At 73.5% G+C, this 20,326-nt stretch carries 21 protein-coding genes and 1 tRNA gene; 11 read left to right on the plus strand and 11 right to left on the minus strand.

Annotated elements, in window-relative coordinates:
• Window positions 1–3: 3 nt before the first annotated feature.
• Both AC1WTP_RS28350 and AC1WTP_RS28355 read right to left on the minus strand, forming a co-directional pair.
• A complete protein-coding gene (locus tag AC1WTP_RS28350; protein ID WP_481652301.1) occupies window positions 4–627 on the minus strand; it encodes a hypothetical protein in 624 nt (207 codons plus the stop codon).
• A 12-nt stretch (window positions 628–639) separates the two neighbouring features.
• Window positions 640–1,221 carry a DNA-3-methyladenine glycosylase I gene (locus tag AC1WTP_RS28355; RefSeq protein WP_481652302.1) on the minus strand — a complete coding sequence of 194 codons (582 nt, stop codon included), beginning with the start codon at window positions 1,219–1,221 and terminating at the stop codon, window positions 640–642.
• 147 nt (window positions 1,222–1,368) lie between these two features.
• Here AC1WTP_RS28355 and AC1WTP_RS28360 point away from each other — a divergent pair, with 147 nt between their 5' ends.
• Window positions 1,369–2,250, plus strand: coding sequence for a sterol desaturase family protein (locus tag AC1WTP_RS28360; RefSeq protein WP_481652303.1), 882 nt, complete (start codon window positions 1,369–1,371; stop codon window positions 2,248–2,250).
• 34 nt (window positions 2,251–2,284) lie between these two features.
• Here AC1WTP_RS28360 and AC1WTP_RS28365 read toward each other — a convergent pair whose 3' ends face one another.
• Window positions 2,285–2,782 (minus strand): SRPBCC family protein, encoded by a 498-nt coding sequence (locus AC1WTP_RS28365; protein ID WP_481652304.1) that lies wholly within the window; start codon window positions 2,780–2,782, stop codon window positions 2,285–2,287.
• Entirely contained in the window at window positions 2,779–3,534 is a 756-nt protein-coding gene (locus tag AC1WTP_RS28370; protein ID WP_481652305.1) for a DivIVA domain-containing protein, read from the minus strand. Before AC1WTP_RS28370 ends, AC1WTP_RS28365 begins: the two co-directional genes overlap by 4 nt.
• A 281-nt stretch (window positions 3,535–3,815) precedes the next feature.
• Between AC1WTP_RS28370 and folP the strand changes: the two genes are divergently transcribed.
• Window positions 3,816–4,685 (plus strand): dihydropteroate synthase, encoded by an 870-nt coding sequence (gene folP / locus AC1WTP_RS28375; protein ID WP_481652306.1) that lies wholly within the window; start codon window positions 3,816–3,818, stop codon window positions 4,683–4,685.
• A 124-nt stretch (window positions 4,686–4,809) separates the two neighbouring features.
• On the opposite strand, the gene ndhC is transcribed toward folP, so the two are convergent.
• Window positions 4,810–5,187, minus strand: coding sequence for an NADH-quinone oxidoreductase subunit A (ndhC, locus tag AC1WTP_RS28380; protein ID WP_481652307.1), 378 nt, complete (start codon window positions 5,185–5,187; stop codon window positions 4,810–4,812).
• 129 nt (window positions 5,188–5,316) lie between these two features.
• Between ndhC and AC1WTP_RS28385 the strand changes: the two genes are divergently transcribed.
• The 3 genes from AC1WTP_RS28385 (at window position 5,317) to AC1WTP_RS28395 (ending at window position 9,905) form a co-directional block, all read left to right on the plus strand.
• Window positions 5,317–6,732: a hypothetical protein gene (locus AC1WTP_RS28385; protein WP_481652308.1), complete on the plus strand. Its 1,416-nt coding sequence runs from the start codon at window positions 5,317–5,319 to the stop codon at window positions 6,730–6,732.
• A 298-nt stretch (window positions 6,733–7,030) separates the two neighbouring features.
• On the plus strand, window positions 7,031–8,878 hold the full coding sequence (locus tag AC1WTP_RS28390) for a 2-oxoacid:acceptor oxidoreductase subunit alpha (RefSeq protein ID WP_481652309.1): 1,848 nt from the start codon (window positions 7,031–7,033) through the stop codon (window positions 8,876–8,878).
• On the plus strand, window positions 8,871–9,905 hold the full coding sequence (locus AC1WTP_RS28395) for a 2-oxoacid:ferredoxin oxidoreductase subunit beta (protein WP_481652310.1): 1,035 nt from the start codon (window positions 8,871–8,873) through the stop codon (window positions 9,903–9,905). The genes AC1WTP_RS28390 and AC1WTP_RS28395 overlap by 8 nt, the downstream gene beginning before the upstream one ends.
• 79 nt (window positions 9,906–9,984) lie before the next feature.
• Here AC1WTP_RS28395 and AC1WTP_RS28400 read toward each other — a convergent pair whose 3' ends face one another.
• Window positions 9,985–10,629, minus strand: coding sequence for an FMN-dependent NADH-azoreductase (locus AC1WTP_RS28400; RefSeq protein WP_481652311.1), 645 nt, complete (start codon window positions 10,627–10,629; stop codon window positions 9,985–9,987).
• An 84-nt stretch (window positions 10,630–10,713) separates the two neighbouring features.
• Here AC1WTP_RS28400 and AC1WTP_RS28405 point away from each other — a divergent pair, with 84 nt between their 5' ends.
• Complete coding sequence (locus AC1WTP_RS28405; protein WP_481652312.1) at window positions 10,714–11,205, plus strand: MarR family winged helix-turn-helix transcriptional regulator; 492 nt, start codon at window positions 10,714–10,716, stop codon at window positions 11,203–11,205.
• A 63-nt stretch (window positions 11,206–11,268) separates the two neighbouring features.
• Here AC1WTP_RS28405 and AC1WTP_RS28410 read toward each other — a convergent pair whose 3' ends face one another.
• A complete protein-coding gene (locus AC1WTP_RS28410) occupies window positions 11,269–12,282 on the minus strand; it encodes a potassium channel family protein (RefSeq protein ID WP_481652313.1) in 1,014 nt (337 codons plus the stop codon).
• 185 nt (window positions 12,283–12,467) lie between these two features.
• Here AC1WTP_RS28410 and AC1WTP_RS28415 point away from each other — a divergent pair, with 185 nt between their 5' ends.
• The 3 genes from AC1WTP_RS28415 (at window position 12,468) to AC1WTP_RS28425 (ending at window position 15,201) form a co-directional block, all read left to right on the plus strand.
• Window positions 12,468–13,592: a hypothetical protein gene (locus AC1WTP_RS28415; RefSeq protein ID WP_481652314.1), complete on the plus strand. Its 1,125-nt coding sequence runs from the start codon at window positions 12,468–12,470 to the stop codon at window positions 13,590–13,592.
• Window positions 13,593–13,744: 152 nt separating this feature from the next.
• Window positions 13,745–14,467: a helix-turn-helix domain-containing protein gene (locus tag AC1WTP_RS28420; RefSeq protein WP_481652315.1), complete on the plus strand. Its 723-nt coding sequence runs from the start codon at window positions 13,745–13,747 to the stop codon at window positions 14,465–14,467.
• Between the two features lie 134 nt (window positions 14,468–14,601).
• Entirely contained in the window at window positions 14,602–15,201 is a 600-nt protein-coding gene (locus AC1WTP_RS28425; RefSeq protein WP_481652316.1) for a ClpP family protease, read from the plus strand.
• A gap of 119 nt (window positions 15,202–15,320) precedes the next feature.
• Here AC1WTP_RS28425 and AC1WTP_RS28430 read toward each other — a convergent pair whose 3' ends face one another.
• The gene (locus tag AC1WTP_RS28430) at window positions 15,321–16,202 is read right to left on the minus strand and encodes a trypsin-like serine protease (protein WP_481652317.1); all 882 of its coding nucleotides are present in this window, start codon (window positions 16,200–16,202) and stop codon (window positions 15,321–15,323) included.
• A gap of 232 nt (window positions 16,203–16,434) precedes the next feature.
• The gene (locus AC1WTP_RS28435; protein WP_481652344.1) at window positions 16,435–16,803 is read right to left on the minus strand and encodes a winged helix-turn-helix transcriptional regulator; all 369 of its coding nucleotides are present in this window, start codon (window positions 16,801–16,803) and stop codon (window positions 16,435–16,437) included.
• Between the two features lie 104 nt (window positions 16,804–16,907).
• Between AC1WTP_RS28435 and AC1WTP_RS28440 the strand changes: the two genes are divergently transcribed.
• Together AC1WTP_RS28440 and AC1WTP_RS28445 are read left to right on the plus strand one after the other, a co-directional pair.
• Window positions 16,908–17,756 (plus strand): SDR family oxidoreductase, encoded by an 849-nt coding sequence (locus tag AC1WTP_RS28440; RefSeq protein WP_481652318.1) that lies wholly within the window; start codon window positions 16,908–16,910, stop codon window positions 17,754–17,756.
• Window positions 17,757–17,885: 129 nt separating this feature from the next.
• Complete coding sequence (locus AC1WTP_RS28445; protein ID WP_481652319.1) at window positions 17,886–18,548, plus strand: class I SAM-dependent DNA methyltransferase; 663 nt, start codon at window positions 17,886–17,888, stop codon at window positions 18,546–18,548.
• A 28-nt stretch (window positions 18,549–18,576) separates the two neighbouring features.
• Here AC1WTP_RS28445 and AC1WTP_RS28450 read toward each other — a convergent pair whose 3' ends face one another.
• Window positions 18,577–19,554: a zinc-binding dehydrogenase gene (locus AC1WTP_RS28450; protein ID WP_481652320.1), complete on the minus strand. Its 978-nt coding sequence runs from the start codon at window positions 19,552–19,554 to the stop codon at window positions 18,577–18,579.
• Between the two features lie 522 nt (window positions 19,555–20,076).
• A tRNA-Arg gene (locus AC1WTP_RS28455) sits at window positions 20,077–20,152 on the minus strand.
• Window positions 20,153–20,326: the final 174 nt, after the last annotated feature.

Genomic DNA, 20,326 nt, shown 5'->3' on the forward strand with positions numbered 1-20,326 from the left:
GGGTCAGTCGTCCTCCTCCGGATCCTGGTTGGCCTCGGCGCCGAGCACGAACGCCTGCATGGCCAGCTCGTCGCCGGACGGCGAGACGAAGGCGGGCAGCTCGCGCGGGCCCAGCTCCTGCACGTACGCCCAGAACAGCCGGACCGCCTCGGCCGGTGACTCGGCCTCGATCGGCAGGTCGAGGCTGACCAGCCAGGAGCGCCGCTCCTTCGGCGGACCGAGCCGGTCGACCAGCTGCCGGAAGACCGCCGGGTCCAGCGCGCTGACCGGCCCGTCGAGCGCCAGCGCGTCGGCCGGCACCGGCTCGTCGAAGGCCCGCCGGGTGTACGCCACCACCAGCTCCGCCGGACCCCGGTCGGAGAGCGGGTCGTCCGGGTCCTCCGGCGCCTCGCCGGTGGGCGCGACCACCCGGCCCAGCGCCACCAGCCGCGGCGGCTCGTCGGCCAGCACCGCGACCTGGTCGCCCGGGCGGGGACGGGCGGCGCCGTCGAGGCCGGTCAGCTCCAGCGTGTCGTGGTGGACGAGCCGCTCGGCGTCGTAGCGCCCGGCCGGCAGCAGCACCGCCCAGACGCCGGTGCCGCCGGCGTGGCCCGTCCCGTTCACCCGGTGCGCGGTGTCGGTCGTCATGCTCTCATCCCATCACGCCGCGTCGGGCGTCACGACGTGGCAGCCCGTGAGGTGGTCGTCGACCATTCCGGTGGCCTGCATCAGCGCGTACGCAGTGGTCGGGCCGACGAACCGGAAGCCACGCTTCTTGAGCGCCTTGGCCATCGCGGTGGACTCGGCGGTCAGCGCCGGCACCTGCGCGAACGACGCGGGCCGGCTGGCCCGGGGCGGTGGCGCGTACGACCAGAGCAGCTTGCCGAGCCCCTCCGGCAGGTCCAGCGCGGCGCGCGCGTTGGCGATCGCGGCCTCGATCTTGGCGCGGTTGCGGACGATGCCGGCGTCGGCCAGCAACCGGGTCACGTCGGCCTCGCCGTAGCCGGCCACGGTGGGGATGTGGAAGCCGTCGAAGGCGAGCCGGAAGTTGGCCCGCTTGCGCAGGATGGTCAGCCAGGACAGGCCGGACTGGAACGCCTCCAGCGTCATCCGCTCGTAGAGCGCGTCGTCGCCGTGCAGCGGCCGGCCCCACTCCGTGTCGTGGTAGACGGCGTAGTCGGGGGTGCTCGCCCCCCAGGCGCAGCGCGGCAGCCCGTCGGCGCCGATCACCAGGTCACTCACGGCGTACACGGTAGGCCAATCCCCCGACACACCCATTGCCTCCGGCCCGGCCGGCTGCCTATGGTGCCGGTTACCGATCGGTAGGTGTGCGCCGTCACACCCGCACCGGTGGGCGTACGCACGGCACCGGCAGCGGGAGGCGGCACCATGAAGGAGTTCCCGGACATCATCGCCTGGTCGATCCCGGCCTTCCTGCTGCTCGTCGTGCTGGAACGGGTCTCCTACCTGCTGCACCGCGACGACGACGAGGTGGGCTACGGGGGCGCCGACACCGCCACCAGCCTGGCGATGGGGCTGGGCAGCGTCTTCACCGACCTGCTCTGGAAGGTCCCGATCGCCGCCGCGTACGCGCTGCTCTACGCGCTCACCCCGCTGCGGGTCAGCGAGGCGTGGTGGAGCTGGCCGCTGATCCTGCTCGCGCAGGACTTCTGCTACTACTGGTCGCACCGGAGCCACCACGTGGTCCGGTTCCTCTGGGCCTCGCACGTGGTGCACCACTCGTCCCAGCGGTTCAACCTCTCCACCGCGCTGCGCCAGCCGTGGACCGGGCTGACCAGCTGGGTCTTCTACATCCCGTTGATCCTCGCCGGGGTGCACCCGGCGGTGCTGGCCTTCGCCGGCTCGGTCAACCTGCTGTACCAGTTCTGGATCCACACCGAGCGGATCGACAAGCTGCCCCGCTGGTACGAGGCGGTGTTCAACACCCCGTCGCACCACCGGGTGCACCACGCCTCGCAGGGCAGCTACCTGGACCGCAACTACGGCGGCATCCTGATCGTCTGGGACCGGTTGTTCGGCTCGTTCGCCCCGGAGCGGGAGCGCTGCGTCTACGGGCTGACCAAGAACATCGACACCTACAACCCGCTCCGGGTGGCCTTCCACGAGTACGCCTCGATCGCCCGCGACCTGCGCGCCGCGGCGAGCTGGCGGCACCGGGCCGGGGTGCTGTTCCGCTCACCGGGCTGGCGGCCCGAGGCCGCACCCGCACCGGCCGCCACGGCGCCGCCCACCCCGGTCACCACCCGCTGAACCAGCCGGCTACCCCGGGCCGGGTGGGCGGGGATCAGGGCAGGCGCCCCTGCTCGACCAGCCGGGCGAACCGCTTCAGCGCCTGGGTCAGGCCGAACTTGGAGCCGGGCCAGAGCACCGGCCGGGCCACCCGGCCGGCCGTACCGCCCGGCAGGTGGAACCACTCGTGCCAGACCACCTGGGTGCGGTCCCGTGCCAGCTGGGTGCAGCGCAGCACGCCGGGGCCGCGCAGCAGCCGCCCGCAGTGCACCACCCGCACCTCGTACGGCGGGTCCACCTGGACCACCCGCATCTCGTCCCGGAGCACGGCCGGGCCCAGCGTGGTGACCGCCTCGACGAGGCTGCCCTCGCCGCCGTCGCCCTCGACCACCCGGACGGTGGTGAACGGGATCCACTCGGACTGCCGCTCCCACGCGGTCAGCGCCGCGAAGACCCGGTCGGCCGGGGCGTTGACGATCACCGTGGCGGTCACCTCGCCGGCGCCCGGCTGGGCCGCCTCGCGCAGATCGTCGGTTCCTTCGGAGCCGCTCACACCGGCTCCGACCGGGCCACCGGCCCGTGCCGGCCGTCCTCCGGCTCGCCCGGCACGTCCTCGGCCTCGGCGGGTGGCCGATGTTCCGGCCCGGCCCCGTTCCCGGTCGCCGGCGCGCCCTCGGCACCCGGCGTGTCACCGGCCGCCGTCCCCGCTGCGGTCCCGGCCGGCTCGGCGGCGGACCCGGTGGGCGTCGTCGGCCGGGCGAAGGCATCCAGCCCGGTCGCGGGCCGGGCGGTGGCGTCGGACCCGGTCGCGGTCCGCGCGAAGGCGTCCCGCCCGGTCGCCGCCGGCTCGGCGAACACCACGGGCTCGGAGACCGCGGGCCCGGCGGAGACGGTCGGACCGGTGGCGCCGGCTGCCGGCGGAGCGGGCGTGGCCGGACCGCCGGTGCCGGCGGCCTGCTCGCGGGCCCGGCGCAGCGCGTCGGCGTCGGCGATCCGCCCCTCGCGCAACGCGGTCACCTCCGCCTCCAGCACCCCGATCAGCTCGGACTTGTAGCCGATGTCGTAGGCCGCCCGGCGCATCGCCTGGTCGACCTGGGCCATCCGGTAGCCCCGCAGCGCGGTGTCGAACCGGACCTCGCCGACGTCCGCCTCGCGCAGCGGACGGGCGCCCGGCAGCGGCACCGCCCGGCCGTCCGGCTCGGCCGGCACGAGGCCGGGATCCCGGCCGGTGACCAGCACCGTCACCCCGAACACCACCGCCGCGACGGTCAGCGCCACGACCAGCAGGAGCAGAACCTGACCCATGCACAGATCGTGGCATGTCGAACGGGCCGGAGCGACCCCACCACCCACCCCGTGGCCGGATGTCTCCGGTCCGGCCCGCCGACCTGCGCCGACCGCCGCCCGACCAGCCGGGCGGTGCGCACCCGGTCGCCCGGAGCACCACGGCCCGACCGCGCTCGCCGGGCGGCGGCGTCCCCGCCGGTGGCACCGCCCGTCCGGGCGGTCGGAGGTGGCGGCCGGCGACCGGATAGCGTCGTGAGCGGCCGACGACAGGCGGTCGGTGGTGGATCTCGGGAGGCGGCATGGCCGGAGCGCTTCGGCTCGGTACGCGGACGTTCGACCCCGCCGAGCTGGTGGTGATGGCGATCGTCAACCGGACGCCGGACTCGTTCTTCGACCGGGGCGCCACGTTCGCCGCCGAAAGCGCGCTGCGCGCCGTGGAGCGGGCGGTCGAGGAGGGCGCCGGGATCATCGACATCGGCGGGGTCAAGGCCGGGCCGGGAGCCGAGGTCGACGTGGCCGAGGAGATCCGCCGCACGGTGGACACCATCGCCGCCGTCCGGGCCGCGTTCCCGGAGGTGGTGATCTCGATCGACACCTGGCGGGCCGAGGTGGCGACGGAGGCGGTGGCGGCCGGGGCCGACCTGCTCAACGACACCTGGTCCGGCGCCGACCCGGCGCTGGCCCGGGTGGCCGCCGAGACCGGCGCCGGGCTGGTCTGCTCGCACGCCGGCGGGCTGGCGCCGCGGACCAGGCCGCACCGCGCGGCCTTCGACGACGTGGTGGCCGACGTGGTCGCGACGGTGACCGGGCTCGCCGAGCGCGCGGTCGCGCTGGGCGTACGCCGGGACGGCATCCTGATCGACCCGGCGCACGACTTCGGCAAGAACACCCGCCACTCGCTGGAGATCACCCGCCGGTTGGACGAGCTCTCCGGCACCGGCTGGCCGCTGCTGGTCGCGCTCTCGAACAAGGACTTCATCGGCGAGACGCTGGACCTGCCGGTGGCCGAGCGGCTGGAGGGCACCCTGGCGGCGACCGCGGTGTCCGCCTGGCTGGGCGCCCGGGTGTTCCGGGCCCACCAGGTACGCCCGACCCGCCGGGTGCTGGACATGGTCGCCTCGATCCGGGGTGACCGGCCGCCGACGGCGACCCGGCGCGGGCTCGCCTGACCTGCTCCGGGCCGGGCGTCCGGGCACCGGTCACCCACCCCGATGACGCTTCCGGCGCCGGTCGCCCGCTGCCGACCGTCGGTCGGCGCAGCCGGTTGGGCACCATCGCCGGCCGCCGCCCGGGTCAGGTCCAGCGCAGGATGTTCCTCCGCCACGCGTAGAGGATGCCGAGCGCCAGCACCGCCACGAAGATCGCCATCTCGACCACGGTGACCAGCCCGAACCCCGGCCGGTCGAAGACGACCGCCCACGGGAAGAGGAAGACCGACTCCACGGCGAACAGCACGTACAGGTACGCGTACACGTAGTACCGGATCTGCATCTGGGCCCAGTCGCCGCCGACCGGATCGAGCCCGCACTCGTAGCTGGCCCGCTTGCCCGGGGGATCAGCCGGACGGGCAGGACGTAACACCCGGTTGGCCGAGAACGCCATGACAAAGAAGAGGACGCTGACGAGCAGCAGCAGCCCGAGCGTCGCGTACGAGCCCAGGTAACCGGTCACGCCGGCAGCCTACCGTTCCGCCCGGGGCGGTCGTTTCGGACACGTTACGAATTTGTTTTCTGGTGGGACTAGTGCTCTGGGGCAAATGTCACGAATATTAGATTCTCACCCCTGGTCACCGGAGGACAGATGCCCCGCGCAGACGTATCGCCCGCTCGGCGGGCGCGTGGCCGGCGCGTCACGCCGCTGTCGGCGATCCCGCTCGCGCTCGCACTGGCGATCCCCGTCCTGCCCGGCTGGGCGACGGCCGCCGCACCGACCGTCGCCCGGGTCACCACTGCCGGCACGGTGCCGGCGGACGAACCGGACGAGCAGACTCCGACCGCCGACCCGACCGACACCGGGTCGGCGCCCACGACCGCCCCGCCCACCAGCCCGGAGACCACGCCTCCGGCATCACCGACCGCCGATCCGGACCCCTCCGCCACCGATTCCGGGAGCCCGGCCCCGACCACCGGACCGCCGACCACCACAGCGCCCCCGCCGCCCGCTCCGCTACCGCCGGTCCGGCCGTCCGCGCCCGGTCCCGGCGCCCCACCGACCAGCCCGCTCGGCGTCCGGGTCGACACCGACGACCTGGCACTCTCCGGCGGGTACTGGAACTCGGCCAGCACGGTGACCACCCTGCGGGTCAGCGTCACCAACACCGGCACCGCGCGGGAGCGGATCCGGCTCAGGTACACCCTGCCCGCCGGGCTGACCGACGCGGGCACGGTCGGCTGTGTCGCCACCGGCGGCGGCGAGCACCGCTGTGGAGAGTGGACGACCGCGCCCGGCGCGCGGTTCAGCACCCGACTGAAGATCCGGGTCAATGGCACCGCCTGGCGGAAGATGCCGCTCAGCGGCTCGGTCCGGGTCACCGCGACCGCGCCCGGCACGGCTGGCTCGGTCAGCGACAACGAGGGCTTCGCGGTGCTCTTCCCGCCCGGCCCACCGGCGCCCGGCATCGCGTTGCACGCCGACGAGGTCGCCTTCGACATCAGCGGCGAGGCGAGCCAACTCGCCGTCCGGCTCGGCAACACCGGCCGGGTGGACGCCACCGGCCGGGTCGAGGTGGTCCTGCCGGACGGCGTGAGCGTGCCGACCCCACCGGCCGGCTGCACCGCCGTCGCGGCGAACCGGACCCGGTGTGCGGCCGGCTCGGTGCCGGCGGGGCGTACCGCCGAGCTGCGGCTGCCGGTGGTCGCGACGCCGGAGGCCCAGCGCGCGGCCCCGCTCGCCGGCGCGGTGGTCGGGCAGCTCGACCCGCGCAACGGCCGGACCCGGCAGGTGCAGATGAGCTTCCGGATCACCGCGGCGGCCGCCCTGGCCACGCCGGTGGCCTCGTCCCCCGCGCCCACCGGCTCGCAGGGCGTGGTGGCCGCCACCGCCCCGGTGCTCGACCGCGACGGCGGGTTGAGCTCGGTGCAGCGGACCGCGATCCTGCTGATCGCGGTCTCCACGCTGGTGGTGGTGCTCGCCCTCGCGCTGGCCACCACCTCGCTGCGCCGGCGGATGACCGCTCCGGTCCCGGACCCGACGGCCCGGCCCGCGATCCCGGAGTGACCGGCCGCGACGGAGCCGGTGGGCCGGGCGGCGACCGGTGATCTGGATTACGGCGGGCAGGGCGAAACGCCGCAGTACAGGGCAAAGTACGGCCATTTCCGGTCCCAGTCGGCGGACCTCCGGGGAGGTTGCCCGGGTGATCCGACGTAGTCTCTGAGATGAGGAACGACAGCGGGCCGGACCAGCCACGGACGGCCGGTGCGGCGGTGCGTCAAGGAGGTCACGTGGCCGGGCAAGGCGAGGTCACCATCATGTTCAGCCGCCCGCGCGGCCGTGCTGAGCGAAGCGAGGTGCAGGCGTGACCAAGCAGATCCGCCAACTGGACCGGGTGGTCATCCGGTTCGCCGGCGACTCGGGTGACGGCATGCAGTTGACCGGCGACCGGTTCACCTCGGAGACGGCGCAACTCGGCAACGACATCTCCACGCTGCCGAACTTCCCCGCCGAGATCCGGGCCCCTGCCGGCACCCTGCCCGGCGTGTCGAGCTTCCAGGTGCACTTCGCCGACTACGACATCCTGACCCCGGGTGACGCGCCGAACGTGCTGGTCGCGATGAACCCGGCGGCGTTGAAGGCCAACCTGGCCGATCTGCCCCGCGGCGCGGACATCATCGTCAACACCGACGAGTTCACCAAGCGCAACCTGGCCAAGGTGGGCTACCAGGTCAGCCCGCTGGAGGACGACTCGCTCGCCGGCTACGTGGTGCATCCGGTGGCGTTGACGTCGATGACCATCGGCGCGCTCGCCGACCAGGAGGTGTCCAAGAAGGACGCCGAGCGGGCGAAGAACATGTTCGCCCTGGGTCTGCTGTCGTGGATGTACTCGCGGCCGTACGAGTCGACGCTGCGGTTCCTGGAGCGGAAGTTCGCGGCGCGGCCGGAGTTGGTCGCGGCGAACATCGCCGCCTTCCGGGCCGGCTGGAACTTCGGTGAGACGACCGAGGACTTCGCCGTCCGATACGAGGTCAAGCCGGCGAAGATGCCGCCGGGCACGTACCGCAACATCACCGGCAACGCCGCCCTCTCGCTCGGCCTGGTCGCCGCCGGCGTCCGCTCCGGGCTGCCGGTCTTCCTCGGCGCCTACCCGATCACCCCGGCCTCGGACATCCTGCACGAGTTGAGCAAGCACAAGCGCTTCGGCGTGCTCACCATGCAGGCCGAGGACGAGATCGCGGCGGTCGGCGCGGCGCTGGGCGCCTCCTACGGCGGCGCCCTCGGTGTCACCACCACCAGCGGCCCCGGCGTGGCCCTGAAGAGCGAGACCATCTCCCTCGCCGTGGCGCTGGAACTGCCCCTGGTCATCGTCGACGTGCAGCGCGCCGGCCCGTCGACCGGTATGCCGACCAAGACCGAGCAGGCCGACCTCAACATGGCGCTCTACGGCCGCCACGGCGAGGCGCCGGTGGCGGTGATCGCGCCGAAGTCGCCGGCGGACTGCTTCTACGCGGCCCTGGAGGCGGCCCGGATCGCGCTCACCTACCGGACTCCGGTGATCCTGCTGTCCGACAACTACGTCGCCAACGGCTCGGAGCCGTGGCTGCTGCCCGACGTGGAGGCGCTGCCGGATCTGCGGGTCGAGTTCGCCACCGAGCCCAACGGCGAGGACGGCACCACCTTCCTGCCGTACCTGCGGGACCCGGAGACCCTGGCCCGGCCGTGGGCGATCCCCGGCACCCCCGGCCTGGAGCACCGGATCGGCGGGTTGGAGAAGGCCGACAAGACCGGCGACATCTCCTACGACCCGGCCAACCACGACTTCATGGTCCGCACCCGGGCGGCGCGGATCGAGGCGATCCCGGTGCCCGCCGTCGAGGTCGAGGACCCCGAGGGCGACGCCCGGGTCCTGGTGCTCGGCTGGGGCTCGACGTACGGGCCGATCGGCGCCGCCTGCCGGGCCCTGCGCCAGCGCGGGCTGTCGGTCGCGCAGGCGCACCTGCGGCACCTGGCCCCGATGCCGGCCAACCTCGAGACGGTGCTGCGCTCGTACGACCGGGTGGTCATCCCCGAGATGAACCTCGGCCAGCTGGCGCACGTGATCCGGGCGAAGTACCTGGTCGACGCGATCGGCTACAACCAGGTCCGCGGCCTGCCGTTCACCGCCGCGGAGCTGGAGACGATGCTGGAAGAGGTCCTGAAGAATGTCTGAGCCCATCGCGCTGAAGCTCACCGCCAAGGACTTCAAGTCCGACCAGGAAGTGCGCTGGTGCCCCGGCTGCGGCGACTACGCGATCCTCGCCGCCGTGCAGCAGTTCATGCCCGAGCTGAACATCCCCCGCGAGCGGATCGTGTTCGTCTCCGGCATCGGCTGCTCGTCCCGCTTCCCGTACTACATGAACACCTACGGGATGCACTCCATCCACGGCCGCGCCCCGGCGATCGCCACCGGCCTGTCGGCCACCCGGCCGGACCTCTCGGTGTGGGTGGTCACCGGCGACGGCGACGCCCTGTCCATCGGCGGCAACCACCTCATCCACGCGCTGCGCCGCAACGTCAACCTCAAGATCCTGCTGTTCAACAACCGGATCTACGGGCTGACCAAGGGGCAGTACTCGCCCACCTCCGAGGTCGGCAAGGTCACCAAGTCGACGCCGGTCGGGTCCGCCGACGCCCCGTTCAACCCGATCTCCCTCGCCCTCGGCGCGGAGGCCACTTTCGTCGGCCGGACCATCGACTCCGACCGCAAGCACCTGCAGTCGGTGCTGCGGGCGGCGGCCGAGCACCAGGGGTCGGCGTTCGTGGAGATCTACCAGAACTGCAACATCTTCAACGACGGCGCCTTCGACCAGCTCAAGGAGCCGGCCACCCGGGACGACTACCTGATCCGGCTGGAGCACGGGCAGCCGATCACGTTCGGCAAGGACGGCCAGTACTGCGTCGTCCACCCGCCCGGCGGGTTCGGCCTGGAGGTGCGGGAGACCGCGGCCACCAGCCCCGACGAGATCGTCGTCCACGACGCCACGGTCACCGACCCGGCGTACGCGTTCGCGCTGTCCCGGCTGCCCGGCCTCGACCTGCGCAACACCCCCATCGGGGTGTTCCGCTCGGTGGACCGCCCCTCCTACGACAGCGTCGTTCAGGAGCAGCTCGCCACCGCGAGGGCGAAGGTCACCGACACCCCGGAGCAGCAACTCGCCGGCCTGCTCGCCAGCGGCGACACCTGGACGATCCTCTGATCCACGACTGAGCGCACGGTACAGGGCGGTCGCCCCCGCGAGGGGGACGACCGCCCTGTCCGGTTGTCCGGGTGACCCCTCAGCCGACCGAGGCCGGCACCCAGAGCCCGTCGATGGCGCGCTCGGCCGCCGCCAGGCTCTCCTCGTGCAGCCCGACCAGCTCGGCCATGGCCGGGACCACCGGGGCGAGGGTGAGCTCGGCGGTGATGAAACGCGGCTCCAGGCCGGTCTGCGAGATGCCGTGGGGAAGCCAGGGCTCGGCGTGGTCCCAACCCTCCCGGGGAGTGCCGGTGCCGTAGCCGCCGCCGCGGCTGGCCAGCACGATGAACTCGCGGTCGCCCAGCAGACCGGCGCCGGTCTCCGGGTCGTACGCGATGCCGGGCGCGATGAGGTGGTCGACCCAGGTCTTCACGCTGCTCGGGGCGGCGTAGTTGTACAGCGGGAGCCCGAGCAGGACCGTGTCGGCCCGCTTGACCTCGTCGACCAGCCGTTCGGTCAGCTCCCACGACGCGCGCTGCGCCGGGGTGTGCTGGTCGGCCGGCACCATCCGGGCCAACCCACCCGCCTCGTCCAGGTGCGGCAGCGGCTCCCTGCCCAGGTCCCGGTAGGCCACCGTGCCACCCGGATGGGCGGCCCGCCAGGCGGCGGCCGCGCGGGCGGTGAGCCGCCGGCTGACCGAGTGCTCCCCCCGGATGCTCGAGTCGATGTGCAACAGGTGCGGCATTTGGCTAACCCTCCACAGATCATTTATGTAGCGCCAACCATTTATAGCAGACCGATGTTTCACGCGCCGGGTAAACTGGGTCACATGCCAGCCGCGCCGGTCGACCAGTCGGAGCACCGCTCCGGAGCACTGCTCGAGCACCTGGCCCGGCGGATGCGGCTGCGGTCGGAGTCGGTACTGGCGCCACTCGGCCTGCGCCCCCGACACCTGGTCGCCCTCACCGTGCTGCGCGACCAGGGCGGCATCAGCCAGCAGGGGCTCGCCAGCACGCTCCAGATCGACGGCACCAACGTCGTCGGGCTGCTCAACGACCTGGAGGCCGCCGGCCTGGTCGAGCGGCGGCGCTCACCCGAGGACCGCCGCCGGCACGTGGTGGAACTCACCGAAACCGGTGCGAAACGCCTCAACGCGGCGGAATGCGCCATGGCGAGCGCCGAGGACGAGGTGCTCGGCGCACTGGACCCCGCCGAGCGGGAGACGCTCTACGAACTGCTCCGGCGGGCGGCCAGCGGGACGACGCCCAGTTGCGCCGCCGCGGCGGCCGCGTGCGAGCCGGAGTCCGACAGCCAGTGCTGAGCATCGGGCGGGCCGACGCGCGGTCCGCCCGGTGTCGACACCGGCGGCGCGCCGGGCGGGCGGTCAGGCGGTGGGAGCCGACTGGGGACGGTCGTCGCGGACGTGGACCAGCATGTCGCCGGTCTCGATCACCGCACCGGCCCGGTCCGCCAGGGTCACCACCTTGCCCCGCCGGACCAGGGCGATGACCAGCGAATCCAGCTCCCGGGGCGAGCGGCCGACCTCGTGGCGCTCGGCCGAGCGCATGGCCAGCGCCATCCCCTGCCCGGGCGTGAGCAGATCCTCCACCACGTCGATCAGCGGCGGGGCGGAGGTGGAGAGCCCCAGCAGCCGGCCGGCGGTCGCCGACGAGACGATCACGTGGTGCGCGCCGCTCTGCTTCAGCAGCGGGGCGTTCTCGGCCTCCCGGGCGGCGGCGATGATCCGCACCTGACCGGCGGTGAGCTGGCGTACGGTCAACGCCACCAGGACCGACGCGTCGTCGCTGTCGGTCGCGATGATGACCGCCTTGGCGTGCCGGACGTGCGCCTCGTTGAGCACCGACGAACGGGTCGCCGAACCCTCGATCGCCACCAGCCCGGCCGAGGTGGCCTGCCGCAGTGCGGCGCCGTTGCGCTCCACCACCACGATCCGCGACTTGTCCAGACCGTTCTCCAGCAGGGCGGAGACCGCACTACGGCCCTTGGTGCCGTAGCCGCAGATGATGACGTGGTCCTTCACGGTTCTCCTCCACCGCGACAGCCGACGGCCGGTGCGGTACTGCTCGGTCAGGACTTCCAGCGTGGTGCCGACCAGGATGATCAGGAAGATCACCCGGGCGGGGGTGATGTACAGGACGTTGATCAGCCGCGCGCTCTGGCTGACCGGGGTGATGTCGCCGTAGCCGGTGGTGGAGAGCGACACCACCACGTAGTAGAAGCAGTCGAGGAGGGTCAGCCCGTCCTCGTTGACGTCCCGGTAGCCGTCCCGGTCGAGGTAGACCACGGCGACGGTGGCGAAGACCAGCCCGATCGCCCCGGCCAGCCGCAGACTCAACGCGCTCAGCGGCCCCCGCCGCTGCGCCGGAAAATGGATCACCGCAGGACCTGCTCCGACTCCGCCGACGCGTGCACGCCCACAACATAGCGGCTACGCCGTCCCCCGGCCGGCCGGGCTCGCGATCCGCACCAGCAGCGCGCCAGCGGTAAGCATCTCGTCACATCCACCGACGTCATCCCGGGTGAGACTCGGCGTACAGATCGTCCTGACGAGGGAGACCCGGGATGCGGACCCGTAGAGCACTGGCCGTCGGTGGCGCGGTTCTCGCCACGCTGCTGGTCGGCACGACTCCGGCCCTGGCGGGACGGCCGGACACCAGGCCGGGGCCGATCGAGGCGACCAGAAGGCCGAAGCCAGCTACGTCACCGGAACCCACGGTGTCGCCGACGCCGCCCCCGACGACTCCCGCACCCCTGCCCACGGCCGCCCGCACCGTCGTCGTGCTGCCGTCGCTCGACGGGCTCAGTGCGTCCGCGTCGGACATGAACGGGCAGGGGGTGGTGGTTGGTTCCGCCCGGCTGGCCACCGGGTACTGGCACGCGGTGCGCTGGGTGGACGGTCGCATCGAGGACCTGGGCACCCTCGGCGGCTCGAACAGCCAGGCGGAGGCCATCGACGAGCAGGGCCGGATCGTCGGAACGAGCCAGGACGCCCAGGGCAACAGCCACGCAGTCGCCTGGGTGAACGGGAAGATCCAGGACCTCGGCCTGACCGGCGGCTTGTTCTCCATCGCGTACGACACCGCCGGCACGCGGGTTGTCGGGGTCTACCACGTCACCGACAGCTTCTCCGGCCGCCGGCCGTTCGTCCGCACCGGCGACACCGAGATCACCATCGACGTGCCCCCGGGAGCCAGCGCGAGCGCCGTGAACGACGCCGGCATGGTGGCCGGCACCCACGGCTGGCAGGACTGGGACGATCCGGCGCCCGACGAGCACCGGGCGTTCGTCTGGCAGGACGGGGTCACCCGGTCGCTCGGCACACTCGGCGGCGCCACCAGCGTGGCGAACGGCATCAACGACCTCGGCCACGTGGTCGGCACCAGTTCCACGGCGACGGGCGAGCCCGGCGCGTTCTTCTGGGACGGCTCGGCCATGCGCCGGCTGGCCACCACCGCCTTCTCCCCCACGGCGCAGGCGGTCAACGACTCGGACGTGGTGGTGGGCACGGACGGGCGCGCGGGACGGGCGATGGTGTGGCCCGACCCGTCGACGCCGTCCCAACTGCTGCCGCTGCCCGAGGGGGCGGTGGGCAGCCGGGCGATCAATGTCAACGACACGGGTCTGATCGTCGGCGCGGCGGACCATCTCTCGCCGAGCTGGCACTCCCGGGCGGTCGTCTGGCGCTGAGCCGACCGGCCCGGCCGGTCGCCCGCCCGCCGTCGCCCACCGGACCGGATGCCGCCCACGGGGAGCCCGGCGGCCCGACCGCGTCGGCACGCGGCGCCCCCCAGGCGGCATGATGGGAAGCGTCTCGAGACAACGACCGCGAGGAGGCCCACATGTCGCTGCTGCGACGGGTGATCGGCGGGGTGCTGCGCCGGGTACGGCTACGGCAGGGCCGTACGCTGCGGGAGGTCGCCCAGGCGGCCGGCGTCTCGCTGCCGTACCTCTCCGAGGTGGAACGCGGGCGTAAGGAGGCCTCCTCCGAGGTGCTGGCAGCGGTCTGCCGGGCGCTCGGGATCAACCTCTCCGACCTGCTCGAGGAGGCCCGCGACGAGCTTCGCCGGGTCGAGCGGCGGGTGCCGTCCGGGGTGGCGCTGGCCCGGCTGGAGCGGGTACCGGCCACTCGGGACGAGACGAGCCCGCGCCTGCGGATCGGCTTCCACGCCGATGGCGAAGCGCCACGGGTGCGCGCGACGACCGGGCTCGGCGACGATCCGGTCACCGGTCCGGGCGAGCGCTGGCTCGAGGACGCCCGCAGTCCGCGCCACCCGGTGAGCGGCACGGTCGAGGTCACCGGCACGGCGCTCGGCCCGATCGGCCGGCACGTCGGGGCCGGCGGCACGGCTGTCGGGCGCGTGCTGCACGCCGGCGGGGCGACCCTGGGAACGGGCGCTCCGCCGTCGCTCGGCTGGGTGGGCCACGGAGCGCTGGGAAGCGGATCCGGCCTGCGGGTGCGCTTGATCGCCCCCGGGCCGGCCCGCCGCCCCGGTCCGCGTACCGACAGGATGCTGGCCCGGCGGCGGGCCCGGGCGGGCCGGCGGCGGCTGACCCCCGCCTAGCCCGGCCGGGTTCTGCCCACGGCGGATCTGCCGCGGGCAGAAACGCTGGGCTCCGCCCGCGGTGCGCCGGAGGCTGGAAGCGCCGGTCCCCCGGGCGGTTCCGCCGCCCGCCGGCACGGTGGAAGGCGGACGCGATGATCGAGAGCGGCATACGGATGCTGGACGGCGGGCGGCCGACCTTCGGCGACCAGGTCTTCGAGCGGCTGCTGAAGGAACGGATCGTCTTCCTCGGCACCGAGGTGACCGATGCGTCGGCGAACCAGATCTGCGCCCAGATCCTGCTGCTCGCCGCCGAGGACGCCGAGCGGGACATCTACCTCTACATCAACTCGCCGGGCGGCTCGGTGAGCGCCGGCATGGCCGTCTACGACACCATGCGGTACGTCCGCAACGACGTAGCCACCCTGGCGCTCGGCTTCGCCGGCTCGATGGGGCAGTTCCTGCTCTGCGCCGGTGCGGCCGGTAAGCGCTTCGCGCTGCCGCACTCGCGGATCATGATGCACCAGCCGTCCGGCGGGATGGGCGGCACCGCCGCGGACATCACCATCCAGGCCGAGAACATGCTGCACGTGAAGCGGACCATGCAGGAGCTGATCGCCGGGCACAGCGGGCGCACCCTGGAGGAGATCCAGCGGGACTGGGACCGGGACCGTTGGTTCACCGCCGAGCAGGCCCGCGAGTACGGCCTGATCGACCGGGTGCTCACCACGGCCGAGCAGCTCCCGGCGGGCTGACGGCCCCGGGCCGCGACGGGGGCGGCCCGGGTATGCCGCGCGGCGGCGGCCGGCGATGGTCCCGCCGGCCGCCGTCGCGTGCCCCGTCGGCGGGCCGGCGCAGCCGGCCCGCGATCCCGTCAGGGCAGGTCGACGAAGTCGTCCAGGAAGTCCCGGGCGCTGTCGCTGTCCAGCCGGTAGGTGACGTTGGTGGCATAGCAGGGGGCGTCGCCGGTGATCGTGGTCGACGCCAGGATCCGCTGCCCGCCGAGGGTGACGAAGTTCGGGCCGCCGGAGTCGCCGTAGCAGGCGCCGCCGTAGTCCCGGCTCTCGTTCATCGCCAGGCGCACCCAGGTCTTGTTGAGCGCGTCGAAGCCGACCTCGGCCTTCATCCGCACCCCGCCGCCCGGGTGCACGTGCCCGCCCGGCTCGCGCTGGGCCTCGGCGGTGCCGTAACCCATGACCTCCCAGCGGGCCGCGTCGAGCGCGCGGGAGCCGAGCGCGTCGAGCTGCCCGGCACCGGGCAGGGCCGCCGGGGTGAAGTCCCACCGTCGGTCCAGCTCCGCCGCCTGGGCAGCGTCGAAGGTGACCACGGAGATGTCGTGCGAGTCCGCGGAGTTGCCCGGGTAGTCCGGGTGGACGTGTTCGGTGCCCTCGACCGCGACGGCGACGGCCACCTGCGCCGGGCTGAGCCCGGCTGCCTTGGCGGCGGCCAGCGCGCCCTCGACGTCCTGGGCGAGCGAGACGTAGAACCGGGCGCCCGGGGCCCAGTCGGTGGTGCAGTGCGACGCGGTCAGGAAGACGTCGCGGTCGATCATGGTGCCGGAGCAGTACCAGTCGACGACATCCGGCGTGCCGGGGTCGCCGTCGCGGTCCCACTGCACGATCAGGGCGCCGACCTCGGTGCGTTCCGGGGCGGGCAGGGCGTTGTAGGTGTTGATCGCCGACGCGGGCGTGGCGGCGGCGAGGGCGGCGCCGAGCGCCGCGGTGGTCAGGGTGGCGAAGAGTGCGGTACGACGCACGCGATCCTCCGTCGGGTGGAGCGAACCGGCGGGAACCGGCACGACGCCGGACACGCCCCCTCGATCGCGTCCGACACCGACTGTGGGATTGTCATCACGTGCCGATCCCCTGATAGGGCGGAGCCTATGCCGGGTGGGAACCACGCGCGCGGGCTCGCGGCGCAGCGTATTGGCGGCAATCTTCGTTACACCGATCGCCGGTCTCCAGCCGCACCGCTGTCCGGCCGGACCGTCACCGGACGTCGTAGCGGGCCCGGGCCGCCTTCACCTCGTCCAGATGCGTGGTGGCCCAGCTCTCCAGCCCGGCGACCAGGTCGAGCAGGCTGCGGCCGAGGTCGGTCAGCGCGTAGTCGACCCGGGGCGGCACGCTGGCGTGCACGGTCCGGGTGACCAGCCCGTCCCGTTCCAGCCCGCGCAGCGTCTGGGTGAGCATCTTCTGGCTGATCCCCTCGATCCGCTGCGCCAGTTCGCCGTAGCGCTTGGTGCCGTCGGCGAGGACGAGCACCACCAGGACGCTCCACCGGTCACCGATCCGGTCCAGCACCTGCCGGCTGCCGCAGTCGCGGGCGTAGACGTTCGGCTGCACGCCACCACTCTCCATTGGTATGCCACGCACTTCAAGGTGCCTACTCTCCAACGGGAAGTGACGGTCCGGTGTTCCCGTTGACGCTGACGACCGACACCTTTCCGCGCAAGGGAGTGCCCATGTCCATCGTCGTCACCGGAGCCACCGGCCACCTCGGCCGCCTGATCGTCGAGTCGCTGCTCCGCCGCGGGGTGCCGGCCGGGGAGGTGGTGGCGCTCGGCCGGGACACCGACCGGCTGGCCGACCTGGCCGACCGGGGCGTGACCGTACGGCGGGCCGACTACAACGACGTCGAATCGCTGCGCGCCGCGTTCGCCGGCGCGGAGAAGCTGGCGTTCGTCTCCGGCACCGAGATCGGCCGCCGGGTCGAACAGGCCCGCAACGTGGTCACCGCGGCCGAGGAGGCCGGCGTCCGGCTGATCGCCTACACCAGCGCCCCCAGGGCGGACACCTCCAGCCTGGTCCTGGCCGTCGACCACCGGGGTACCGAGCAGGTGATCGCGGCCTCCGGCCTGCCGTACGTGTTCCTGCGCAACAGCTGGTACTTCGAGAACTACCTCCCGCAGATCCCGGCGTACCTGGAGCACGGGATCGCCGGCGCGGCCGGGGACGGCCGGATCAGCGGCGCGGCCCGCGCCGACTACGCCGAGGCCGTCGCCGCGGTGCTCACCACCGAGGGCCACGCCGGCCGGGTGTACGAGCTGGGTGGCGCGGGGTTCACCATGACCGAGCTGGCCGAGGAGCTGTCCCGGCAGACCGGCCGGCACGTCGGCTACACCGACCTGCCGGTGGAGAAGTACGTCGAGGTGCTCGTCGACGCCGGCCTGCCCCGGGAGTACGCCGAGCTCCTCGCCGACGACGACCGGGCCGCCGCCGCGGGCGAGCTGCACGTGGCGGGCGACGACCTGGCCCGGCTGATCGGCCGCGAGCCGACCACGCTGGCCGAGGCGATCCGGGCCGCGCTCTGACCTGACGCGCACCGCCGCCCCGCCAGCGCCGATCGGCTGGCGGGGCGGCCGGGCGGGGCGCCGCCGACGGGCCGGGCGACGACCGACGCGCCGCCCGTGGCCGTCGTCCCGGCCCGGTAGCGTGCCGGGATGATCGAACCCGACTTCCTGCGCGACACCCGCACGTCCTACGACACCGTGGCCACCAGCTACGCCGAGCATCTCCAGGACGAACTGGCGAGCAAGCCGTGGGACCGGGCCGTCCTCACCGGATTCGCCGAGCTGGTACGCGCCGGCGGCAACGGACCCGTCGCCGACGTCGGCTGCGGTCCCGGCCGGATCGCCGGCCACCTGCACGGGCTCGGGTTGGACGTCTTCGGCGTCGACCTGTCCCCGCAGATGATCGAGACGGCCCGCGCGACGCACCCCGGGCTGCGCTTCGCGGTGGGCTCGATGACCGACCTGGACGTGCCGGACGCGACCCTCGGCGGCATCGTGGCCTGGTACTCGACCATCCACCTCCCGGACGACCTGCTCCCGGCCACCTTCGCGGGGTTCCGCCGGGCGCTGGCGCCCGGCGGTCACCTGCTGCTGGCGTTCCAGGTCGGCGACGAGCCGTTGCACCTGACCGAGGCGCTCGGTCACCCGGTCTCGCTGACCTTCCGGCGCCGGCGGCCGGATCGGGTCGCCGAACTGCTGACCGAGGCCGGGTTGGAGACGCGGGTGCGGTTGGTGCGCGAACCCGAGATGTTCGCGGGCCGCATGGAGCGCACGCCGCAGGCGTACCTGCTGGCCCGCCGGCCGGCGGAATAGCCCGGCGTCGCCGCCCACCGCCGTCCGGTCAGTCCGAAACCGTCAGCACCACCTTGCCCAGTGCCCGGCGCCCCTCCAGGTCGGCGTGCGCGGTAGCCGCGTCGGCCAGTGGATACGTCGACACCCGCGGCCGCCACCAGCCCCGGCCGGCGAGTTCCAGCGACCGGGCGGCGAGCCCCGGGATGCCGCCGGGCAGGGCCCGCATCCGGTGCCCCAGCCAGCCGACGGTGAGGCCGCGCTCGATCAGGTCCGCGGTGTCCACCTTGGTCGCCTCGCCGGACGACCAGCCGAACATCATGAACCGGCCGCCCGGGCGCAGCAGCTCGAGGGCGGCCCGCCCCACCGCGCCGCCCACCCCGTCCCAGACCAGGGTCGGGCCGCCGACCTGCTCCCGGACCCGGTCGGGCCAGTCGGGCAGCCCGTAGTCGACCACGAGGTGGGCCCCCAGGTCGTGCAGCGCCGCCGTCCGCTCGTTCCCCCGCGCCGCCGCCACCACCGTGGCACCGGTCGACCGGGCGGCCTGCACCAGCAGCCAACCCATGCCCCCGGCCGCCGAGGGCACGAGGACGACGTCGTCCGCGCTCGGACGCTCCAGCTCGAAGACCCCGAGGGCGGTCCGGCCGGTACCGACCACGGCCACCGCCTCGGGGAAGTTCAGCCGCTCCGGTACGGCGAACAGCGACTCGACCGCGGTGACCGCCTGCTCGGCGTACCCGCCCGGCACCATGCCCAGGTGGGCGACGACCCGCCGGCCGAGCCAGGACTCGCCGACGCCCGCGCCCACCGCGTCCACCACGCCGGCGACCTCCCGGCCCGGGATGGTGGGCAGCTCCGGTAGCGGCAGGGGCCCGCCGGCCTCCCCCCGCCGCAACGTCGTGTCCAGCAGGTGCACCCCGCTGGCCCGGACGGCGATCCGCACCTGGCCGGCGCCGGGTGACAGGTCCGGCAGGTCGTCGAGGACCAGGTTGCCGGGCGGACCGAACTCGTGAAGCTGAATGGCACGCATGAGACGATCCGACAACCTCAAGGCCGGTTGAGGTCAACCCCGGACGACCGTTGCCCGGGTCACTGTGCGGCCAGCCGTGCCCCCACCACATCCGGGGGCCACCGGCCGGCGGGTCGCGCTCTCATTGAAAGAGCCTGCCGGGCCTTCTGGCCGCGGTCGGCCTGCTGATCAAGGCATCCCCGCGTCTCCGGCGCACCACGATCGTGTTCGCCCTCTTCCGCAGCCCCTTCAGGATCCTGTCCTTCACCGCAGGCCTCCCTTTCCGCCCATGTCAGATCAGCCGTGGCGATTCCACACCCAACGGGTCGGCTCGGCCCGGCGCGGTAGCGGCGCGGGCGTCTTCCGACTTGTTCCTTCGTTATCGCCAACCGGGTACCCGACGGGCCATCAGGCATTCGTCGAGCCGCCCGCCGAGCCGCGGAGCTGGGTGGCGTCGCACGACCTGGGCGGCGGCCGGCTGGACGGGCCGGGATGCACGGATGTCCCCTGGGGGACGGAGGATCGGTGATTGAGGTGCTGACCTGGTGCCCCCGGCAGGATTCGAACCTGCGACACACGGTTTAGGAAACCGATGCTCTATCCCCTGAGCTACGAGGGCGCGATGGCCCAGCTTACCTGCCAGCGGATAGCCACGAGCGCCCAGGAGTGCCCACCCGTGCTTACCGCTGGCAGCCGCCGTTGCTCCGACCGGTGGAGCACACACCGAGCATCCGATCATCGCCCGGCAACGCCTGGTACCCACCGCTGCCCGACAATGACCAGAGCTACCCGG

The sequence above is a fragment of the Micromonospora sp. R311 genome, assembly GCF_056780015.1.

Excerpts from the sequence above, each read along its gene's own strand:
- AC1WTP_RS28350 (WP_481652301.1), bottom strand. The coding sequence starts at position 627 with ATGACGACCGACACCGCGCACCGGGTGAACGGGACGGGCCACGCCGGC.
- AC1WTP_RS28360 (WP_481652303.1), top strand. The coding sequence starts at position 1,369 with ATGAAGGAGTTCCCGGACATCATCGCCTGGTCGATCCCGGCCTTCCTG.
- AC1WTP_RS28370 (WP_481652305.1), bottom strand. The coding sequence starts at position 3,534 with ATGGGTCAGGTTCTGCTCCTGCTGGTCGTGGCGCTGACCGTCGCGGCG.
- folP (WP_481652306.1), top strand. The coding sequence starts at position 3,816 with ATGGCCGGAGCGCTTCGGCTCGGTACGCGGACGTTCGACCCCGCCGAG.
- AC1WTP_RS28385 (WP_481652308.1), top strand. The coding sequence starts at position 5,317 with ATGCCCCGCGCAGACGTATCGCCCGCTCGGCGGGCGCGTGGCCGGCGC.
- AC1WTP_RS28395 (WP_481652310.1), top strand. The coding sequence starts at position 8,871 with ATGTCTGAGCCCATCGCGCTGAAGCTCACCGCCAAGGACTTCAAGTCC.
- AC1WTP_RS28400 (WP_481652311.1), bottom strand. The coding sequence starts at position 10,629 with ATGCCGCACCTGTTGCACATCGACTCGAGCATCCGGGGGGAGCACTCG.
- AC1WTP_RS28405 (WP_481652312.1), top strand. The coding sequence starts at position 10,714 with ATGCCAGCCGCGCCGGTCGACCAGTCGGAGCACCGCTCCGGAGCACTG.
- AC1WTP_RS28415 (WP_481652314.1), top strand. The coding sequence starts at position 12,468 with ATGCGGACCCGTAGAGCACTGGCCGTCGGTGGCGCGGTTCTCGCCACG.
- AC1WTP_RS28420 (WP_481652315.1), top strand. The coding sequence starts at position 13,745 with ATGTCGCTGCTGCGACGGGTGATCGGCGGGGTGCTGCGCCGGGTACGG.
- AC1WTP_RS28425 (WP_481652316.1), top strand. The coding sequence starts at position 14,602 with ATGATCGAGAGCGGCATACGGATGCTGGACGGCGGGCGGCCGACCTTC.
- AC1WTP_RS28435 (WP_481652344.1), bottom strand. The coding sequence starts at position 16,803 with ATGGAGAGTGGTGGCGTGCAGCCGAACGTCTACGCCCGCGACTGCGGC.
- AC1WTP_RS28440 (WP_481652318.1), top strand. The coding sequence starts at position 16,908 with ATGTCCATCGTCGTCACCGGAGCCACCGGCCACCTCGGCCGCCTGATC.
- AC1WTP_RS28445 (WP_481652319.1), top strand. The coding sequence starts at position 17,886 with ATGATCGAACCCGACTTCCTGCGCGACACCCGCACGTCCTACGACACC.
- AC1WTP_RS28450 (WP_481652320.1), bottom strand. The coding sequence starts at position 19,554 with ATGCGTGCCATTCAGCTTCACGAGTTCGGTCCGCCCGGCAACCTGGTC.